The sequence below is a fragment of the Sinorhizobium fredii genome (assembly GCF_002944405.1).
Classification (GTDB): domain Bacteria; phylum Pseudomonadota; class Alphaproteobacteria; order Rhizobiales; family Rhizobiaceae; genus Sinorhizobium; species Sinorhizobium fredii_C.
In genome coordinates this window covers 486,194-503,012 of the sequence record NZ_CP024307.1, presented here as the reverse complement: position 1 = coordinate 503,012, position 16,819 = coordinate 486,194, and the positions used below count along the sequence as shown (strand labels likewise).

Sequence of the window (16,819 nt, the reverse complement as noted above, 5' to 3'; positions counted from 1 at the left end):
TCTCAAATCTCAGTCAATTTGAGGATAAAGGGCAGGCAGCGAGCAAAGTGCCTGCAGCGACGCCTGCGCGACTGAACAGATGCACGGCGCGGTAGTGGATTTCACATCAGCGGGAGGAAATCACATGGCTCTCGAACAGATCCCGAATGCGGGGGCACCCGGAAGCCGGGCGGTCGAGCTCGAGATCGGCGGCAAGACACGGGTCTTCGACATCGACAATCCGGAATTGCCGAAATGGATCGACGACGAAGCCTTTTCCTCCGACGACTATCCTTACGAGAAGAAGCTCGACGAGGAGGAATACGAAGAAACGCTGACCAGGCTGCAGATCGAGCTCGTCAAGGTGCAGTTCTGGATGCAGGCGACCGGCAAGCGCGTCATGGCCGTTTTCGAGGGGCGCGATGCGGCCGGCAAGGGCGGCGCCATCCATGCGACCATGGCCTACATGAACCCTCGTTCCGCACGCGTCGTGGCGCTCACCAAGCCCACCGAAACGGAACGGGGTCAATGGTATTTCCAGCGCTACGTCTCGACCTTCCCGACGATCGGCGAGTTCGTTCTCTTCGACCGGTCCTGGTACAACCGGGCCGGCGTGGAGCCGGTTATGGGCTTCTGCACGCCCGAGCAGTACGAGCATTTCCTCAAGGAGGCACCACGTTTCGAGAAGATGATCGTCAACGAGGGCATCCAGCTCTTCAAGTTCTGGCTCAATATCGGCCGCGAGATGCAGCTGAAGCGGTTCCACGACAGGCGGCACGACCCGCTGAAGGTCTGGAAGCTGTCGCCGATGGACATAGCCGCGCTGCCGAAATGGGACGACTACACCAGGAAGCGCGACCGGATGCTGAAGGAAACGCATACGGACCATGCGCCCTGGACCGTCATCCGCGGCAATGACAAGCGCCGCGCCAGGATCAACTTGGTCCGCCATATGCTGACGAAGCTCGACTATGACGGCAAGGACAAGGCTGCGATCGGCAAGGTGGACGAGAAGATCGTCGGCGCCGGCCCGGGCTTCCTCAGGTGAGCCGGCCGCAAGGCCCGATCATTGCCCCGGCAGCACACGGATCGCATAGAGATCCAGACTGTTGCCGTCGCCGCTGACATCGCTGTTGATCAGCAGCTTTCCGGAACTGCCCGGCGCGCGATCTTCGAAGCTGATCTTGAACAGCATGTCGACGCGCTCGTCATGGGCGGTGAAGCGGTGACGGCCGCAGGCGCCGAGTGCCCCGAAATCACATTCGACGGAGAACTCCGTCGTCTTGCCCGGCAGCGCCCGGACGCTCAGGGCAAGCGTCGAGGACTTGCCCGAGAGCTGGGCCAGCACATCGGCGGGAATGTCGATTGCCACCTCGCCCTCCTTCGACCCTGCCGCCGACGCCAGCCGGATGCGCTCTCCGCCGTCGTCGTCGAAAGGCTCGGCCGTGGCGCGAGTGCCAGGCCTGACGGCCGCCGCGTTCGCCGGCGTGAAGATCTCGATCCAGTCGTCGGAAAACCCCTCCTGCGCGCCGAGGGTCGGCAAGCCGGCCGCGCCGGGGAAGTCCTCGCTCTCCACCACGGCCGGAGGATTGGCGACATTGGTGTCGCGCTCGGCGGGCGACTTCAACAGGTCGTTGGTCTGAACCCACCACACGCCCGCGCCGACGGCGGCGGCCAGCGTCGCGACAACCATGACGAAGGAGAGAAGCCGGCCGCGCCTGCGCTTGCGGGGACGCTTGTCGGTGACGCCGAGATCGGGGGCGGCCGTACCGGACCTCGCCGCCTCCGCAGATTTTCCGCCACCGTTGACCGGCGGCGTGGGGCCGTCGCGCTCCGGGCGGAGCGCGCCGAGCGCACCGAGGCCGCCGTCGCCCGCCGGACGCGCCTCCGGCTGGAGGCTCGGCTCCTGCCGCACCGTGGCCGCTGGCCCGGCTGCGACCTGCGCCGCCGCATCAGCTTTGCTTTTCACCTCTGCTAGGCTCACCACCGGTGTGGCGGCACGCGCCTTCAGGGCCGCGCGCTCCTCCGTCTCGATCGCGTGGATGACCGCCTCCAGCCGATGGCGCTGCCTGGCGATGACTTCCGGGTCCTCGATTTCCTGCTTCTTCAGGCCGTTTTCCAGTGCCTGGCGGGCCGACTGATAGATCCGCGCGCGGATCTCCGCATTGCTCCGCTCCGAGCGTTCCAGTGCATTCCTGATCGCCGTCTCGAGTCCGCTCACATCAAATCCTTCTGCACACCAGGCTTACGGGGCGAGTATCGGAAGGCCCTGCCTCTTCCCGCGGCACGCCGTTGGTTTTATTAACGATTGGGTAACCGCTGCTTTCGGAATCTGCAAGTCCGGCGGCGCTGCGGCCGGGTCTTGCACGGGGAAAAGGGCCCCGTCAAAATGCGGGGCGGAAAACCTCTCTTTGCAAGCACGGCCTTTGCTGCTATCTACATTGACGTTTACGCAAACGTCAAAAAAATGGGATGAGAGAGACCGATGCCGTTGCCGCCCATTCTTTCCAGAACGACGAGACTGCCGGTTGTCGGCGCGCCGCTATTCATCGTCTCGCATCCCAAGCTGACGATCGCGCAATGCAAGGTCGGTGTCATCGGTGCCTTCCCGGCGCTCAACGCCCGTCCGCAGGCACAACTCGACGAGTGGCTCGCCGAGATCACGGAAACGCTCGCCGAGCACGACCGCCAGCATCCCGACCGGCCGGCCGCGCCCTTTGCCGTCAACCAAATCGTGCACAAGTCGAATACCCGGCTCGAGCAGGACCTGATGCTTTGCGTCAAATACAAGGTACCGATCGTCATTTCCTCCCTCGGGGCCGTACCGGAGGTCAACGCTGCAATCCACTCCTATGGCGGCATCGTGCTGCACGACGTCATCAACAACCGCCACGCCAACTCGGCGATCCGCAAGGGGGCCGACGGGCTGATCGCGGTCGCCGCCGGCGCCGGCGGCCATGCCGGAACGCTGTCGCCCTTCGCCCTGATCCAGGAAATCCGCGCCTGGTTCGACGGGCCGCTGCTTCTCTCGGGCGCGATCGCCACCGGCGACGCCATCCTCGCGGCAGAGGCGATGGGCGCCGATATGGCCTATATCGGCTCGCCCTTCATCGCCACCGAGGAAGCCCGCGCCAGCGATGCCTATAAGCAGGCGATCGTCGACGGCAACGCCGCCGATATCGTCTACTCCAATTATTTCACCGGCATTCACGGCAACTATCTGAAGGCCTCGATCCGCGCCGCCGGCATGGATCCGGACAGCCTGCCGGAGGCCGACCCGTCGAAGATGGACTTCGGCAAGGCAACGGACGGCGCCAAGGCCTGGAAGGACATCTGGGGCTGCGGCCAAGGCATCGGCGCCATCCACGGGATCAGCCGGGTCGCGGAACTGGTCGACCGGCTGGAACGCGAATACGCCGCCGCCCGCGCCCGCCTCGGCCTGGCATCCTTGGCGGGCCTCGACGCGTCGAAGGAATTTTCAAGTTCTCGAAACTGATGACTTGAATTCCCGGCGCTTTGCGTTTATCAGCGCCTCACATTCGTTCCGCGGTCACGCTGCGGGGCGCTTTAATGCCGCTTTAGCTCAGTCGGTAGAGCACATCATTCGTAATGATGGGGTCACGTGTTCGAGTCACGTAAGCGGCACCATTTCTTCCCTGCATTTTTACTTGAAGTCGCCGCTGCGGCGCTCAGCCGCTCACGTATAAAAATACCGCGTCAGATGAAAAAACACCGGTGCGGCAAAGCTCAGCGAGTCCATGCGGTCGAGCACGCCGCCGTGGCCGGAGATCATCGTGCCCCAATCCTTGACCCCCATCGAACGCTTGACGGCCGAGAGCGACAGGCCGCCCAAAAAGCCCATGGCGACGATGGCGAGCGCCATGGCGGCAGCTTGAAGCGGCGTGAACGGGGTGATCCACCAGAGACCGGCGCCGGCGGCGACGGCGGAGAGGCCGCCGCCGACGAGGCCCTCTACGGTCTTTGAGGGGCTGACGACGGGGGCCACCTTCGTCCGGCCGAAGAGCTTGCCGAAGACGTATTGCATCACGTCGCTGAACTGCGCGACGGTGATCAGGAAGAAGAGCAGCAGGAAACCCTCGTTGGGACGGCCGGGGATGTCGAGCGTCAGCAGGGCCGGTGCGTGGCTGATGCAGTAGACGGTCAGCATCAGGCCCCACTGGATGCGCGAGACACGCAGCAGGAACTCACCGGCATCGCCCTTCAGCGCCGCAAGGCTCGGCAGGAGAAGGAAGCCGTAGACCGGGACGAGGATCGCGAAGAGCGCGTACCAGTCGGTCCAGATCAGCCAGTATTGAAGCGGCAGCAGCACATAGAAGGCGGCGACCAGCGGCAGGTGATCGGCGCCGCGCGTCGGCGTCAGCGATATGAACTCGCGCAGCGTGTAGAACGAGGTGAGCGCGAAGAGCACCACGGTCACGCCGCGGCCGAGACCGAAGCTCACCGCGAAGATCGCCACCATCACCCACCAGGCCTTGATGCGGGCGTTGAGATTGGCGACCGTCGCCCGGCCGTTTTCGGAGGTCACCTTGCACGACAGCACGAAGCCGATCACCGAGGCGATGCCGAGCAGCGCTGAGATGCCGCCGAAGAGGATGGAAAGCTTGTCGATCAAAGACATGGCGGCCTCATGGAACCGGGTCGGAGGCGAGCGCGCCGACGGCGGCGCGGGCGCGTTCGAGAAACGCGTCCTTCTCCTCCCCCGCCCGCCGCATGAGGGGCGCGCCGAAGCGAACGGTGCAGCTGATCGGAACGGGCAGGAAGGTTCCCTTCGGGAAGGCGCGCGAGGGATTGTCGAGATAGGTGGGGATCAGCTCGACCTCCGGGAATTCCTGCGACAGCCAGTAGAGGCCGCTCTTGAACGGCCCCGGGAGACGCTCGCTGCCGCGCGTTCCCTCTGGAAAGAGAACGAGCGACTCGCCGTCGGCGAGCACACCGCGCAAGGGGGCGAGCGCCGATCCGGGCGGGCCTTGCGTGGCGCGCTCGACGAGCACCGCATTCAACACCTTCAGCGCAATGTGGCGGCGGAGCTTGCCCCTGCCCCAATAGTCTGCGGCCGCGATCGGATGAGTGATCCCGCGCAGGGGTCGCGGTAGGGCCGACCAGATCAGCAGCGTGTCGAGATGGCTGGCGTGGTTGGCGAAATAGATGCGCTGGCGCGTGTCCGGCACGGCACCGATCCATTGCGCCTGGCCGCCGACGAGAAACCGGGTGAGGCCGATCAGCAACAGGTCGATCACGGCTTTGCGGCTCCCGGGATGCGCGAGACGATCGCCCTGGTGCGGGTCCAGCAGGTGAGAAGCGCTCCGACGAGGATGATCCATGCCGTGGCGTAGAGAACGAAACGCCCCGTTGTCAGCCAGGCTTCGCCGAGCGCCAGGAGGGAGGCGAGGCTCATGAGTGCCATGCGGTGCTGCTTGGCCATCGGTCCGCGAAAGTCCTGGACCTGGCCGAGCGAGCCGCCGAAGACGCGCACATAGGCCGTCAGGGCGGCCGCAAGCGCGCCGGCCCAGCCGAGCCAGCCGGCGCCGGCGGCGTAGCCAAGCGCCACGATCAGCAGCGTGTCGGCAATGCGATCGGGAAATTCGTTGTAGAGCGCGCCGACCGGCGAGCCGCGGCCGCCCTCGACCGCCACCATGCCGTCAAGCAGATTGCACAGAAGCCGCAACTGGATGCCGGCGACGGCGACGAGATAAAGCAACGGCCAGCGCGGCGCGGAGACGAGCGCTGCCGCGCCGACAGCGGCGAAGCCGATGCTCAGCAGCGAGATCCCGTTCGGCGTGATCGGCGTCTTGAGGAGCAGCGCCGTCAGGCGGCGCGCCAAGCCGCTGTCGCGCGCCGCAATGGGACGCCGATCCGCGCCCGGCCTCTCGGGCTCTGCGCCATCCGGAGCGACACTCATCTTTGTGGAATTCAGCCCCTACAAAATTTATGATTGCAACCTGTCATAAAACAACTTCGCGCCAAAGGCCATATGGCCGCCTCGCGACTGCGGACGGGGCAACGGCGGCCATGCCGGAGTCACCCGCGTTCCTTCTCCTGGGCCTCCGTTCCGGCCACCGGGAAGCGCATGGAGATCCGCGTTCCGCGGCGCCTGAGGGCCGGGCTCTCGGCCTTGATCCGCCCGCCCATCGCCTCCACGAATCCCTTGCTGATCGACAGGCCGAGCCCGGTGCCGAGCGAGCGTCCGTCCGGCTTTCCCTTGCGGAAGAACTTGTCGAAGACCTGATCGATATCGGCGGCGGCAATGCCCTTGCCGAGATCCGTCACCGACAGAACGACCTCGTCGCCCTCCCGCCGGGCATAGATGCTGACGGGTTCGTCACCGCCGAAGCGGTCGGCATTGTCGAGCAGATTGAAGAGGGTCTGCCCGAGCAGGACGCTGTCGCCGCGCATCAGGGGCAGCTCCGGGGCGATGCTGGTCTCGAAAACTCGGCCCGGAAAATATTTCCGCGCCCGTTCCACCGTGTCGTGGACCACTTCCGCCACATCGACCCGATCGCGCCTGGCATTGATCGTTCCGGCCTCGAGCCGGATCATGTCGAGCAGGTTGGCAACGAAGTGCTTCAGCCTGCCGCTCTCCTCATCGATCGAGTTCAGCAGATCCTCCCGATCCGCCTGCGGCATTCCTTCGCCGAGCTTGCGGAGGTTCGCGACCGCGCCGCCGATCGCCGCCAAGGGGGTCGTGAGATCGTGGGACAGCGACGAGAGAAGCGCAGCACGGAACTTCTCGCCCTCAAGCTGGGCGGCCTGATCGAGGCTTTCACGCGACAGCCTCGCGCGATCGACGGCGATGGCGGTCTGGTCGAGGATCGCGGCAAGGGCTCGTTCCGCGTTGATGTCAGGAGGGTTGCCCTCCTGCAGAAAGCCGCAAACACCAACGACACCATGCGGGCTCATCAGCGGCCTGAACTGAAACGGGCTGTTCGGCAGCGTACCGGTCTCATTGCCTGCCGGCTCCTTCTTTTCGAACGCCCAGCGCGCCGCCATCATGTCGCTGACACTGAGTTCGGTGTCCGGAGGCCAAGCCACCCTCACGGCGATGTCAACGTCTTCCGGCAGCAACAGCACGGCATTGCGCTTCAATGTCGCGTGAATCTGGTTGGCCGCCGCCCACAACACGTCTTCGGCATTGGCAGTGCCGGAAAGCTTGCGGGAAAAATCGTAAAGCGCCTGCGTCGCCGTCGCCCGGCCTTTGGCGGTCTTTGCCTGCTCGCGGATGCGCGAGGCAAGCCCGCCGGCGAGCGCCGCTGCGGCCAGGAAAACGAAGAGCGCGAAAACCTCGTGCGGCTCGGCCACCGTGAAGGTGCCGACCGGCTCGATGAAGAAGAAATTGTATGCGACGACGGAAAACAGTGCGGCTGCCAGGGCCGCGAAGTAGCCGGCATAAACCGCCGAGGCGAGCACCGCGAGGAGATAGAGGAGCGAAATATTCTGCAGGATGATGACCTGCTCGATCAGCACGCCGAGCGCGGTCGCCAGCCCGACGGTGCCGGAGGCTATGCCGAAGGCCCGCCCCAATCCTTCCGGCAGCAATTGCCCGCTTCTCCGCCGCCGCTTTGCGGCGGGCTCGATCTTGCCCGTGACGAGGTGAATGCCGACACCCGCGACGCGCTTGGCCAGTGCATCGGGCAGGGAGGCACGGAAAAGGCTAAGAGGGAACCAGTGGCGGCGCGCGCCGATGACGATCTGCGTGGCATTCTCGCGCCTTGCAAGCTTCAGGATCTCCTCGACGAAATCGCTGCCGACGATGCGGCGCGTCTCCGCGCCCAATTGCTCGGCAAGGCGGAAGATCTCGTCGAGCTGCCGCATCGCCTCGCCGTCGCCCGCTTCGCGATCCGCCCGTTCAATGGAAACGACGATCCAATCGGCATTGAGGCCGGAGGCGAGCCGGCTCGCCGTCCTCACCACCTTTTCCGATAGCGGATCCGGGCCGATGCAGACGAGGAGCCTTTCGCCGGCCGGCCAGGGACCCTCGATGGCGTTCTGCTTGAGGTAATCGACCATCTGGTCGTCGACCCGGTCGGCGGTCCGCCGCAGCGCAAGCTCGCGCAGCGCCGTCAGATTGCCGAGCCGGAAGAAATTGTCCGCGGCACGCCGGGCATTGTCGGGCAGATAGACCTTGCCCTCCTTCAGCCGCTCGATCAGTTCCGCCGGGGGCAGGTCGACCAGCAGGACTTCGTCGGCCCGATTCAGGACCGTGTCGGGAATCCGTTCGCGCACCGGCACGCCGGCGATCTGGGCGACGATGTCCGACAGGCTTTCGAGGTGTTGGATGTTGAGCGCCGTCCACACATCGATGCCGGCATCGACGAGTTCCTCGATGTCCTGGTAACGCTTCGGATGGCGACCGTCGCCGAGATTGGTATGGGCGAGCTCATCGACGACGATGATCGTCGGGCGGCGCGCCAAAGCGGCGTCGAGATCGAATTCGCTCAGCGTGCGGCCGCTATGCACGACTTCCCGGCGCGGCAGGACCTCCAGCCCTTCGAGCAGCGCCGCGGTTTCGCTGCGCCCATGAGTTTCGACGAGCCCGATGACGATGTCGGCGCCCTGTTGCTTGAGGCGTTGCGCCCGCATCAGCATGGCGAAGGTCTTGCCGACGCCCGGCGCGGCGCCGAGGAACACCGTCAGCTTCCCTCTTCCGCCCTGTTCGGCCAGAGCCAGCAGGGCATCGGGATCGGGGCGGTTTGCCAGATCGCGATCAATCTCGGACATGCAATCTCTCGAACTCGGTCGTTGGAGAAGGTTCGCTCCCAGAGACCATCCGTGACCGGACCCTCAACGTGCGGATCCTATTTCGCGGCGATGTCGACGCGGGAGATCGGCTTTGCCGCCGGCTCCGGCTGGTTCGCCACCTCGTGCATCCATTCCCGCCAGATCGCGACGAGCAGTGCCATCAGTACCGGGCCGACGAAAAGGCCGAGGAAGCCCATCGTCTTGACGCCGCCGACGAGGCCGAAGAAAGTCGGCAGGAAGGGCAGCTTGATCGGGCCGCCGACGAGCCTCGGGCGAAGCGTCTTGTCGACGATGAAGAGCTCCGTCGTACCCCAGGCGAAGAGCGCCACGCCGTGGAACGGCGAACCGCTCGCCACCAGATAGATGGACACCAGGGTGAAGCAGAGAGGCGCGCCGCCCGGAATGAGCGCCATGAGGCCGGTGATGATGCCGAGCGTCACCGGCGACGGCACGCCCGCCATCCAATAGGCGACACCGAGCACGATGCCTTCGCCGATCGCGATGATGCCCATGCCGGTTACCGTCGAGCTGATGGTCAGCGGCACGACGCGCGACAGGCGCTCCCAGCGCATCGGGAAAATCTGCTCGCCGAGACGATCGAGCTGCTTAGAAAACGACTGGCCGTCACGATAGACGAAGAACAGCGTGATCAACATGAAGAGCAGCGTCAGGAAGGACTGGAAGGCGGAGGCTCCGATCACCAGGACGCCGCGGTAGATGTTGCCGATATTGGAGCCGCTGACGAGTTGGACCAGTTCGCCAAGCGCGCCGGGATGGCCCACATATTTCACCCATTGCTGACCAAGCCAGGCGCCCGCCACGGGGATGGTCGTCAGCCAGGCCGGCACCGGCGCTCCGTTGACGTTGGTCTCCACCGCCCAGACGAGCCAGTCGCGCACCTCGTCCACTGCATAGGCCGCGGCGATCGAGATCGGCACGACGATGAAGGCGACGACGGAGGTGATGGCAATGGTCGCCGCAAGCGTCCGATTGCCGTTCAGTGCCTGAAGCAGCCGACGATAGATGGGCCAGCTGGCAAAGCCGATGACGACGGCGGCAAGCACCGGCACGACGAAGCCGTGAAAGAAATAGACGCCGGCGATCAGTACCAGGACGAGCAGCCAGCGGGCTGCCGAGATCGGCAGGACGAGGGCCGAGCGTGCATGGGCAGGCTGCCCGAAGAGCCGCGGCTCCACCGGGGGATTTTCTCGCTCACGATTGCCCAATTGCACCTGTAGTCCTCCGTCTTTCAAGAACCTTACAACAATCCCGCAGGCTTGCCAGCCCGTCTGCTGCGTCTATCCGCGCTTTCGGCTTGAAGGAGCCGGCGTCTCCAAATCATCGCGACGATTAAGGATCAATTCACAATTGCCGTGATCGCCTTCACCGTCTAGCGGACGGACATGACAGGCAGATTTAGCCGTGACCGAGGAACGCTCGCGGCAAAATTCGCCATGCGCAGTCACGTCCGGATTGTTGACGTTTACGTCAAAGTTATATAATTCCGATTAGTGCTTGAAGAGACGCTGGAAAAGCAGCATCTTCGATCGGGAGGGAAGATCGGGAGGGATTTTTCTTCGCCGTGAGCAAGGCCGTTCGTTGCCACCAGAGGGAGAGAGATCATGGCGGAAGCAAGCTTGCAGCAGGCGGGGTCCGGCGCGGGCAAGAACTGGGTCAAGTCCTATCCGCCGGGCGTGCCCGCCGACATCGGACCGCTCCCCTACCGATCGCTCGGCGAGTTTTTCGACCATGCGGTGGCGCAGCATTCCTGGCGCCCCGCCTTCACCTCAATGGGCAAGTCGCTGAGCTTCGCCGATCTCAACGTCCATTCGGGCCGGATCGGTGCCTGGCTGCAGTCGCTCGGCTTGGCGAAAGGCGATCGCGTCGCCGTCATGATGCCGAACATCCTGCAGAACCCGGTGATCGTCTACGGCATTCTCCGGGCCGGCTATACGGTCGTCAACGTCAACCCGCTCTACACGCCGCGCGAGCTCGAGCACCAGCTGGTCGATGCCGGCGCCAAGGCGATCTTCGTGCTGGAAAACTTCGCCCACACGGTCGAGCAGGTCGTCGCCCGCACCAAAGTCAAGCATGTGGTGGTCGCGACCATGGGCGACATGCTCGGGGTGAAGGGCCTCGTCGTCAATCTCGTCGTACGCCGCGTGAAGAAGCTCGTTCCGGCCTGGTCGCTGCCCGGCCACCTCTCGTTCAAAACGGTTCTAGCCAGGGGCGAGAAGCTTCAGCTTGCGAAACCCAATATCGGGCCGAGCGACGTCGCCTTCCTGCAATATACCGGCGGCACCACGGGCGTTTCGAAGGGCGCCACCCTCACCCATGCCAATCTTCTCGCCAACATGGCGCAGATGGAACTCTGGCTGAACACGGCCTTCCTGCGCAAGCCGCGCCCGGAAAACCTCACCTTCATGTGCGCCCTGCCGCTCTACCACATCTTCGCACTTACGGTGAATTCGCTAATGGGGCTTGCGACCGGCGGCAACAACATCCTGATCCCCAATCCGCGCGATATTCCCGCCTTCGTGAAGGAACTGGGCAAGTACAAGACCAACATCTTCCCCGGCCTCAACACGCTGTTCAACGCCCTGATGAACAATCCGGACTTCCAGAAGCTCGACTTCTCCTCGCTGATTCTCACATTCGGCGGCGGCATGGCGGTGCAGCGACCGGTCGCCGAGCGCTGGCTCGCGATGACGCACTGCCCGATCCATGAAGGCTACGGGCTCTCGGAAACCTCGCCGGTCGCTACCGCCAACCGGCTCGACACGGACGAGTTCACCGGCACGATCGGCATGCCGCTGCCTTCGACCGAGGTCGAAATCCGCGACGAGAACGGCAACGCGCTGCCGGCCGGCGAAATCGGCGAGATCTGCATCCGCGGCCCGCAGGTCATGGCCGGCTATTGGCAACGCCCGGACGAGACGGCGAAGGCGATTTCGCCGGACGGCTTCTTCCGCACCGGCGACATCGGCTTCATGAATGCGGCAGGGCTGACGAAGATCGTCGACCGCAAGAAGGACATGATCCTCGTTTCCGGCTTCAACGTCTTCCCGAACGAGATCGAAGAGGTCGTGGCGACCCATCCCGGCATTCTGGAATGCGCTGCGGTCGGTGTTGCCGACCCGCATTCCGGCGAGGCGGTCAAGCTCTTCATCGTGCGCAAGGATCCGAACCTCACGGAAGCGGACGTCAAGCGCCACTGCGCCGAAAACCTCACCAACTACAAGCGGCCGCGGCACGTCGAATTCCGTGACGAACTGCCGAAGTCCAATGTCGGCAAGATCCTGCGCAAGGACCTGCGCGACTAGCATTGGGAGTGCCCCTCATCCGCCTGCCGCCACCTTCTCGCCGCAGGCGGGGAGAAGGGGCTCGCGGCATCGCCCACTACGAGAGTCCCCTCGCCCCACGTGCGGGGTTAGGGTGAGGGGCGCTTACAAGGGCTCGCCACTCGCTTTTTTCGCTGCAGTGCACACCTGCCCTTGATTTGCCATGTCTAAACCGACTAGCTATCGCAGCCGATTTCCGATGCAAGGAGCCCTGCGATGAAAGCGCTTGTCGAAAACCTCAAAGCCACTGCACGCGAGACCAATGCAGCCGACATCCGGGCCGCATTCGCGGCCGATCCGAAGCGCTTTTCGCGCTTCAGCACGAGGCTCGGCGATCTCCTCCTCGACTATTCGAAATGCGCCGTCAACGATCGGATTCTCGACGGTCTCGAGGCGCTGGCGAAGGCCGCAAGGGTCGAGGAAAAGCGCGACGCCATGTTCCGCGGCGACATCATCAACATCACCGAGGAACGCGCCGTCCTGCACACGGCGCTCAGGAACCGCTCGAACCGGCCGGTCCTCGTCGCCGGCAAAAACGTCATGCCCGACGTCAACGCCGTTCTGGACGCAATGGGCGCCTTCGCCGGCGACGTCCGCTCCGGCGCCTTGAAGGGCGCCACCGGCAAGAAGATCACCGACGTCGTCAATATCGGCATCGGCGGCTCCGACCTCGGCCCGGTCATGGCGACGCTGGCGCTCGCCCCCTTCCATGACGGGCCGCGGCTGCACTTCGTTTCCAATGTCGACGGCGCCCACATCGCCGATACGCTGAAGCTGCTCGACCCGGAGACCTCGCTCTTCATCGTCGCCTCGAAGACCTTCACGACGATCGAGACGATGACCAATGCGGCCACAGCGCGTGCCTTCATCGCCGGCAAGCTCGGCGAAGCGGCGGTCGGTCACCATTTCGCGGCGGTCTCCACCGCCCTCGACAAGGTCGCCGCATTCGGCATCGTCGCCGCCCGCGTCTTCGGTTTCTGGGATTGGGTCGGCGGCCGCTATTCGATCTGGTCGGCGATCGGCCTGCCGCTGATGATCGCCGTCGGAAGTGAGAATTTCGGCCGCTTCCTCGATGGCGGCCATGCGATCGACGAACACTTCCGCTCCGCACCGCCGCGCGAAAACATCCCGATGCTGCTCGGCCTGATCGGCTTCTATCACCGAAATGTGCTCGGCTATCCGTCGCGGGCGATCCTGCCCTACGACCAGCGCCTCTCCCGCTTCCCGGCCTATCTGCAGCAGCTCGATATGGAATCGAACGGCAAGGCCGTGACGCTCGACAGCACCCCCGTCGAATTCGCGACCGGGCCGGTCGTCTGGGGCGAACCCGGCACCAACGGCCAGCATGCCTTCTACCAGCTCATCCACCAGGGCACCGACATCATCCCGGCCGAGTTCATGATCGCCGCCAACGGCCACGAGAAGGATCTGCGCCACCAGCACCAGCTGCTGATCGCCAACTGCCTGGCGCAATCGGAAGCGCTGATGAAGGGCCGCACGCTTGCGGAGGCCAAGGCGCAGCTCACCTCGAAAGGCATGGACGAGGCAAAGGCGGACAGGATCGCGCCGCACCGCGTCTTCACCGGCAACCGGCCGTCGCTCACCTTCGTCTACGACCAGCTCGATCCCTTCGCACTCGGCCGGCTGATCGCGCTTTACGAGCACCGCGTCTTCGTCGAGGGCGCGCTCTTCAACATCAATTCCTTCGACCAGTGGGGCGTCGAGCTCGGCAAGGAGCTGGCGACCGGGCTGCTGCCGGTCGTCGAGGGCAAGGAGAGCGCCGAGGGGCACGATTCGTCGACCGCCGGCCTCGTTGCGGCACTGCTGCAGGCGGCACGCTGACGGACAGGAAAAAGGGCGCCAACCGGCGCCCTCTTTCACGCGGATTTGCTGGCGTCAGAGCCCGATTTCATATTTCCACGGCGGGTTGGCGCCGGCGCGCGACACGGTGACGGCGGCTGCCTTGGCGCCGAGAGCGAGTGCCTGCCGGACCGCCTCGTCGCTCAAGTCTGCGACCTGTTCCTTGGTCAGCAGATTGTTGAGCTTCAGCGAGGCGAGCACTCCGGCATCGAAGGTGTCGCCGGCGCCGACCGTATCGACCACCGCGACCCGCTCGCTCGCCACTTCGACCTTGTGGTTCTTGGTATAGCCGACGGCACCGTCCGCGCCCCTGGTGATCACCACCAGCTTGGGCCCGCGCTGCAGCCATTCCGCCGAGAGCGTGTCATGGCTCCCCTCCATGCCGAACCAGGCGAGGTCCTCGTCGGAGAACTTGACGATGTCCGACATTGCCGCCATGCGGTTCATGCGGGCGAAATGGGCGTCGCGGTCCTTGATGAAGCCGGGCCGGATATTGGGATCGAAGGAGATCACCCGCTTTTCGTGTTCGCGCGTCATCAACGCTTCGTAGGTCGAGCCGCAGGGTTCGGGGATCAGGCTGATCGCACCGAAATGCAACGCCTCGCAGAAATCTCCGAAGGCCGGCAGGTGATCGGTGGTGATCATCCGCCCGGCGGTGTTCTCGTCGAAGAAGGCGTAGCTTGCGTGGCCGTTGACGAGTTTCACGAAGGCAAGCGTCGTGTGCAGCGGCAGGGTCGCGCATGGGCCGAAATCGACATTCGCCGCTTTCAGGGTCTCCCGCAGGATGTCGCCGAACATGTCGTCGGAGAGCCCGGTGAAAAAGCCGGTCGGAATGCCGAGTCTGCCAAGCGCGATCGCCGTATTGAAGATGGCGCCCCCGGCATAGGGGGCAAAGGCGCTTTCACCGGCCGGCGTCTCGCGCGGCAGCATGTCGATCAGGGCCTCTCCGCAGCAAACGATCATCAACGTCCTCCCTTGAAAACTATTCCATAGACCAGCGTCGAATCACTGGGCAGCGAGTTCGCCGACACCGCCGTTGCGGGCCGACCAGGCGAGCGGCGCATTGAGGAAAGATTCCACCTCGTTCAGCGTCTTCTCGTCGAACAGCGCCTGCTCTCGGGCAACGGCGAGCACATTGCGCCAGGTGGCTATGTAGTGCAGGTCGACCCCCTTCGACTTCATGTTGGCCCGGGCTTCCGGGAAAATGTCGTAGTAGAAGAGCGCGATGCCGTGCGCGACGATGCCGCCAGCGGCGCGGATCGCGTCGATGAACTTGAACATGGAGCCGCCGGCGGTGGTCAGATCCTCGATCACCAGCACGCGCGCGCCTTCCGGCATGTGGCCCTCGATCTGGGCATTGCGGCCGTGTCCTTTCGGCGCTTTGCGCACGTAGATCATCGGCAGGCCGAGGCGCTCGGCGAGCATGGCGGCAAAGGGGATGCCGGCCGTCTCGCCGCCGGCGACCACATCGAACTGCTCGAAGCCGGCCTCGCCGAGGATCGTCGCTGCAGCGAAATCCATGACCGCCGAGCGGATGCGCGGATAGGAAATCAGCTTGCGGCAGTCGATATAGACCGGGCTCGCCATTCCGGAGGAGAGCTTGTAGGGCTCGTCGGCCCGGAAATGCACCGCCTTGATTTCCCAAAGCATCTTGGCGACCAGCTCGGCCATCACCGTCTTGTCGGTGAACGCATTCGAAAACATGACCTCTCCTTCAGAAGCGTGACCCGAAGCGGCTTCCAGTCACGCGGCAAAACATTTCTCGATCAGACGACCGCCCAGTGGAGCGGGAACATCGGGTCGAAAACCGTGATCGGCCCGGCTTCGGTCTCGACCTTGGCGGGATAGCGGACCGCCTCTTCTGCCTTGCGCAGCGTGATCGTTTCCTCGTTCACTGGCAGGCCATACCAGGCGGGGCCGTTCAGCGAAGTGAAGGCCTCGAGCCGGTCAAGCGCCCCCTCCTCCTCGAAGACATGGGCAAGGCAGCTCAGCGTATTGACCGACGTGTAGATGCCGGCGCAGCCGCAGGCGCATTCCTTGAGGGGATCGACATGTGGGGCGGAGTCGGTGCCGAGGAAGAAGCGCACATCCCCCGACACGGCAGCGGCGCGCAAGGCCAGGCGGTGCGTCTCCCGCTTGGCGACCGGCAGGCAGTAATAATGCGGCTTGATGCCGCCGACGAGGATGGCGTTGCGGTTGATGATCAGGTGATGCGTGGTGATCGAGCCGGCAAGGTTGGCCGCATGCTCCTTGATGTAATCGATGCCGTCCTTCGTCGTCACATGCTCCATGGTGATGCGGAGATCCGGCAGCCGCCGGCGAAGCGGGTCGAGGACCGTTTCGATGAAGACGGCCTCGCGGTCGAAGATGTCGACCTCCGGTGTCGTCACCTCGCCGTGGACGCAGAGCGGCATGCCGATCTCGGCCATGCGCTCGAGAACAGGCATCGCCTTGGTGATGTCGCGGACGCCGCTGTGCGAATTGGTGGTCGCGCCGGCCGGATAGAGCTTCACTGCCTTGACCAGACCGCTCCTGAATCCGGCCTCGACGTCGGCGGGGTCGGTTCCTTCGGTGAGATAGAGAGTCATCAACGGTTCGAACCGGTCACCGGCCGGAATGGCGGCGAGGATGCGTTCGCGATAGGCCGCGGCGTCGGCAGAGGTCACCACCGGCGGCACCAGATTGGGCATGATGACGGCGCGGGCGAAATGCCGGCTCGTGTCGCCGATGACACCGCGCAGCACGCCGCCATCGCGCAGGTGGAGATGCCAGTCGTCCGGGCGGCGGATAACGAGCTCTTGCATTTCAGCTTTCTCCCGATGCTCGCGCCCGATCGGCGCGGGCGGCGTCAAAGCCGGCCAGTGCGCTTGAAGGCGTGGTAA

13 protein-coding genes and 1 tRNA gene are annotated in these 16,819 nt (G+C 64.6%); 5 read left to right on the top strand and 9 right to left on the bottom strand.

What is annotated here, in order from left to right; all coding sequences use genetic code 11:
- Positions 1-124 precede the first annotated feature (124 nt).
- Positions 125-1,027 carry a polyphosphate kinase 2 gene (ppk2, locus tag NXT3_RS02430; RefSeq protein ID WP_104838745.1) on the top strand — a complete coding sequence of 301 codons (903 nt, stop codon included), beginning with the start codon at positions 125-127 and terminating at the stop codon, positions 1,025-1,027.
- 18 nt (positions 1,028-1,045) lie between these two features.
- Here the strand turns inward: ppk2 and NXT3_RS02425 are convergent, their stop codons facing one another.
- Entirely contained in the window at positions 1,046-2,200 is a 1,155-nt protein-coding gene (locus NXT3_RS02425; RefSeq protein ID WP_104838744.1) for a biotin transporter BioY, read from the bottom strand.
- A 264-nt stretch (positions 2,201-2,464) separates the two neighbouring features.
- Between NXT3_RS02425 and NXT3_RS02420 the strand changes: the two genes are divergently transcribed.
- Positions 2,465-3,475 (top strand): NAD(P)H-dependent flavin oxidoreductase, encoded by a 1,011-nt coding sequence (locus NXT3_RS02420; RefSeq protein ID WP_104838743.1) that lies wholly within the window; start codon positions 2,465-2,467, stop codon positions 3,473-3,475.
- Between the two features lie 76 nt (positions 3,476-3,551).
- A tRNA-Thr gene (locus NXT3_RS02415) sits at positions 3,552-3,627 on the top strand.
- A gap of 49 nt (positions 3,628-3,676) precedes the next feature.
- Here the strand turns inward: NXT3_RS02415 and NXT3_RS02410 are convergent.
- The 5 genes from NXT3_RS02410 to NXT3_RS02390 form a co-directional block, all read right to left on the bottom strand.
- The gene (locus NXT3_RS02410; protein ID WP_037420552.1) at positions 3,677-4,618 is read right to left on the bottom strand and encodes a phosphatidate cytidylyltransferase; all 942 of its coding nucleotides are present in this window, start codon (positions 4,616-4,618) and stop codon (positions 3,677-3,679) included.
- Positions 4,619-4,625: 7 nt separating this feature from the next.
- On the bottom strand, positions 4,626-5,237 hold the full coding sequence (locus NXT3_RS02405) for a lysophospholipid acyltransferase family protein (protein ID WP_104838742.1): 612 nt from the start codon (positions 5,235-5,237) through the stop codon (positions 4,626-4,628).
- Complete coding sequence (locus NXT3_RS02400; RefSeq protein WP_104838741.1) at positions 5,234-5,899, bottom strand: CDP-alcohol phosphatidyltransferase family protein; 666 nt, start codon at positions 5,897-5,899, stop codon at positions 5,234-5,236. The genes NXT3_RS02405 and NXT3_RS02400 overlap by 4 nt, the downstream gene beginning before the upstream one ends.
- 119 nt (positions 5,900-6,018) lie before the next feature.
- Complete coding sequence (locus NXT3_RS02395; protein WP_104838740.1) at positions 6,019-8,715, bottom strand: DUF4118 domain-containing protein; 2,697 nt, start codon at positions 8,713-8,715, stop codon at positions 6,019-6,021.
- A 77-nt stretch (positions 8,716-8,792) separates the two neighbouring features.
- Positions 8,793-9,968 carry an AI-2E family transporter gene (locus NXT3_RS02390; RefSeq protein ID WP_095677899.1) on the bottom strand — a complete coding sequence of 392 codons (1,176 nt, stop codon included), beginning with the start codon at positions 9,966-9,968 and terminating at the stop codon, positions 8,793-8,795.
- 390 nt (positions 9,969-10,358) lie between these two features.
- Between NXT3_RS02390 and NXT3_RS02385 the strand changes: the two genes are divergently transcribed.
- Positions 10,359-12,059, top strand: a complete 1,701-nt coding sequence (locus tag NXT3_RS02385) for a long-chain fatty acid--CoA ligase (protein WP_104838739.1) — start codon at positions 10,359-10,361, stop codon at positions 12,057-12,059.
- A gap of 234 nt (positions 12,060-12,293) precedes the next feature.
- Positions 12,294-13,919 (top strand): glucose-6-phosphate isomerase, encoded by a 1,626-nt coding sequence (gene pgi, locus NXT3_RS02375; protein ID WP_104838738.1) that lies wholly within the window; start codon positions 12,294-12,296, stop codon positions 13,917-13,919.
- A gap of 54 nt (positions 13,920-13,973) precedes the next feature.
- Here pgi and NXT3_RS02370 read toward each other — a convergent pair whose 3' ends face one another.
- From NXT3_RS02370 to pyrC, 3 genes are all read right to left on the bottom strand, one after another.
- Complete coding sequence (locus tag NXT3_RS02370) at positions 13,974-14,900, bottom strand: carbohydrate kinase family protein (RefSeq protein WP_104838737.1); 927 nt, start codon at positions 14,898-14,900, stop codon at positions 13,974-13,976.
- 42 nt (positions 14,901-14,942) lie between these two features.
- Positions 14,943-15,641, bottom strand: coding sequence for an orotate phosphoribosyltransferase (locus NXT3_RS02365; protein ID WP_104838736.1), 699 nt, complete (start codon positions 15,639-15,641; stop codon positions 14,943-14,945).
- Between the two features lie 62 nt (positions 15,642-15,703).
- A complete protein-coding gene (pyrC, locus tag NXT3_RS02360; RefSeq protein ID WP_104838735.1) occupies positions 15,704-16,741 on the bottom strand; it encodes a dihydroorotase in 1,038 nt (345 codons plus the stop codon).
- Positions 16,742-16,819 lie beyond the last annotated feature (78 nt).